The 3,184-nt window shown below is 40.2% G+C and carries 2 protein-coding genes; one reads left to right on the top strand and one right to left on the bottom strand.

What is annotated here, in order from left to right; genetic code table 11:
• Positions 1-395 (bottom strand): IS1595 family transposase (locus B0181_RS11760; protein ID WP_143821559.1); only part of this gene is annotated, 395 nt, incomplete at its 3' end.
• A gap of 14 nt (positions 396-409) precedes the next feature.
• Here B0181_RS11760 and B0181_RS11755 point away from each other — a divergent pair.
• Positions 410-2,581, top strand: a complete 2,172-nt coding sequence (locus tag B0181_RS11755; protein WP_078277669.1) for a DUF5710 domain-containing protein — start codon at positions 410-412, stop codon at positions 2,579-2,581.
• The last annotated feature ends 603 nt before the right edge of the window (positions 2,582-3,184 follow it).

The raw sequence follows: 3,184 nt of genomic DNA, 5'->3' as shown, positions 1-3,184 counted from the left end.
TCTGTGTAGACAATGCTATCAGGCTTGATTTTACTTGTGATAATTGGCATTAGTGTATTTGTCTTAGTATCTTTAACAACAACAGTGTAAACTTTATCATTGCGTTTTAATAAACCAAATACAGCAGTTTTACCAGCTGCACCACGACCACGTTTGCCTTTACGAATACCGCCGAAGTAACTTTCATCAAGCTCTACTTCACCGTCAAAAACAGTGTTGGCTTCAAGAGCTAAGTGATATTCTATCACAAGGCGGATTTTGTGGTAAAAAAGGGCTGCTGAATTAGGGTGAATACCCAGTAAATCAGCTGCACTTCTAGCAGTAACTTCAAGTACAAAAAACTCAAGTAGTCTTTTTTGAACTTTTTTACTTAGTTTACAATGGGTTATCTTCATAAAACTAGTATAACATGGTTGTTATTCTAGTACAGCCCCATATTGTATATTACAACAATGAAAAAAGCCTTACAATCGGTACGCTTCCCCACCTATTGGATGACCGTGGTCACCCCGTGGGAGTAGTGCCGAGTAAGGCTTTGGATGTAATTGTACTAAAACCTGAAGATATTGTCAAGCGCCATTTTGAGAATTTGGATAAAAATTCACTAAAAATGGCTTTGCGAGCTGACATTCCGCATAGCGTACACGAAGTTGCCAAGCTGGATAAACTGCTTGAAGATAAAGTATTGATGCTTGCCGAAAAGTCAGCTATTGCGGACAAAATCCAATCTGTTGATAACGAACAGTTAAAATCTTTCGTTCGTGGTATCAAATCTGCAATGGATTTTAACGAGCATAACCATAAACAGTTACTTGACCTTGCAACTTATAGCAATAATGCATTTGATGCTAGAGAATTTGCATTGCATACTGGCATGGTTGGCGATCAAGGTGTTGTCGCTTATGACAAAGCTTTACAGGACTTGGCAGATGCTGGCATTTTAAAAAGCGTTGATGATGGATGGAAGTATAAGCTGACGGATGAAGCTGCTTATCTTATTAAGCAAACATATAATGTTGTTGAAGCTGAAAAAGTCACTCAACAAGAAATATCAGCATCACAGGCCAATATCTCTGCCGAAAATCATCGCCTTTTTGTGCCTTATGAACAAAAAGATGTTGCGTCATCGCTGGGTGCAAGATGGGATAAAGAAAATAAATACTGGTATGCGCCAGCTGGCAGTGATTTGGATAAATTCAAGCCTTGGTTAAAAGAACCAGTGCGTGAATTTATCAGTCCAGAGACTGAATTTGCACGCCAACTGGAAGCTCATGGACTGCACTTAGAATCAGGACATCCGATCATGGATGGGCGTTGGCATCGCCTCAAAGTTGATGGCGACAGAACTGGTAAATCAGGTGCTTATATTGGTCACTTGGATGGTGTGCCAAGAGGAACAGTCAAAAACTTCAAAACTGGCCAAGAAACCAACTGGACTGCCAAAGATGCAGTGGTCAAATCTGTGCCATCATCACTAGATATTGAGCGTGCAAAAGCCGCCGCTGAAGCCAAGCAAAAAGCCAGTTATAATCAAGCTGCTGATGCTGCTAAGCTTGTGCTTAATCATGCACAACCAGCACAAAATCATCCTTATCTTGATAAGAAAGGTGTGGCGGCGCATGGCGTGTATGTCGTCCCTGATAAATCAGCGGTCAATCTTGACAATACCAATCTTGCTATTGCAAATGATTGGCGTGAAGCCAAAGCCATGCGTGAAAACTTCAAGGCAAATGGGATTGAAAAGCAAGTCTTGACCAAGGGCGATTTGATTGTACCAGCCATGAATGAACATGGTGATGTGCGCACATTCCAAACCATCAGCGGTAACAATGGTAGCTTTAAATCATTTGTCAAAGGCGGTGAAAAGTCAGGCTCATTTCATGTCATTGGTGATTTAAATAATGCCAAAGATGTGATGATTGCTGAAGGCTATGCCACAGCTGCTACTTTGCATGAACAGACTGGCAAGCCAGTCGTGGTTGCGTTTGACGCTGGCAACCTATCGCCAGCTGCCGAAAAAGTGCGTGCATCCCTGCCTGATGCTCGCATCTATATCGCTGCTGATAATGACCGTAATAATGCGGTTAATACTGGCATCGAAAAAGCTAATGCAGCAGCTGAAAAAATTGATGCTAAGGTCATTGTGCCACAGTTTGACAAGCTGGATGGCGCAGAGAAACTAAGCGATTGGAATGATTTACACAAAGCCAATCCCCATGATTTTGTTGCACAGCTCGCTACAAGCGATATGGGGCGACAAGATTTTACTGACAAGCTTGCTAATCTGCCGCCTGAACGCCAAGAAGTGTTCAAAGGCTGGTATGATTATATCAATGAAAAATTGGCAAATCACCCTGAAGCTCGAAACACCAAACAAGCATCGCTTGAGCAGGAAATTTTGAAAGCCGAACAAGGTAATTCAAACCTGCCAAGTGTTGCGGACTATCAGGCGCAGCAAGCGGTAAAAAAGCAAGCAGCACAGGTTGTCACTCAACAACCAACGCAACAAGCCACGGTCGCTATTCAAGCGCCAGCGGTCGATACAACCGCTGGTAAAGGAAAAGGCGGATTTGACCGATAAATAAAAGCGCTTGTTTTATATGCCTATTATGTATATAGTAGGCATATAACAGGCATATTTAATAATTCTGTTTTTGATGCCGCAATTTATCAAAAACATTAGTTTTTGATAAAGAATAAAAACCGATTTTTTGCAATCGGTTTTTATTGGCTTAGCAATTATCAAAAACATTTATCAATATTATTATCAAAAACATATTGATATATTTTGATAATAGGCATATACTATCAAAGGTTTGTTCTCATGCAATTGAACCAGTCGTTATCTGATATGTTTTCATTCTTATTTGAGCAAAATACCATTGACTTTATTAGTGGTTTAGTGGTTATATTCTTTATACTTGGGTTGTTGCTGCATATGAAAATGAATACACATGGAAAATTGTTATTTGCATTATCCGTATTGTGGACAGCCTTTATACCAGTTGTTATGTCCTTGCCCTTTGTTTTGGGTGCAGGTTTGATATTTTGGCCACAACCTACATATCTAAAGTATTGGCAGTAATACTTGTGCCACTTTTTTTATGGGCTATGGTATATGCAATATTTACACTATTGTTTTTACCTGTATTTTTAATGGAAAAAGTGACGTACTCCCCTCCCT

Source organism: Moraxella caviae (genome assembly GCF_002014985.1).
GTDB classification, from domain to species: domain Bacteria; phylum Pseudomonadota; class Gammaproteobacteria; order Pseudomonadales; family Moraxellaceae; genus Moraxella; species Moraxella caviae.
The sequence above is the reverse complement of the archived record's forward strand: the minus strand, read 5'-3'. Positions and strand labels throughout refer to the sequence as shown.

Coding starts and splice junctions, on each gene's coding strand:
- B0181_RS11755 (WP_078277669.1), top strand. CDS start 410: ATGGTTGTTATTCTAGTACAGCCCCATATTGTATATTACAACAATGAA.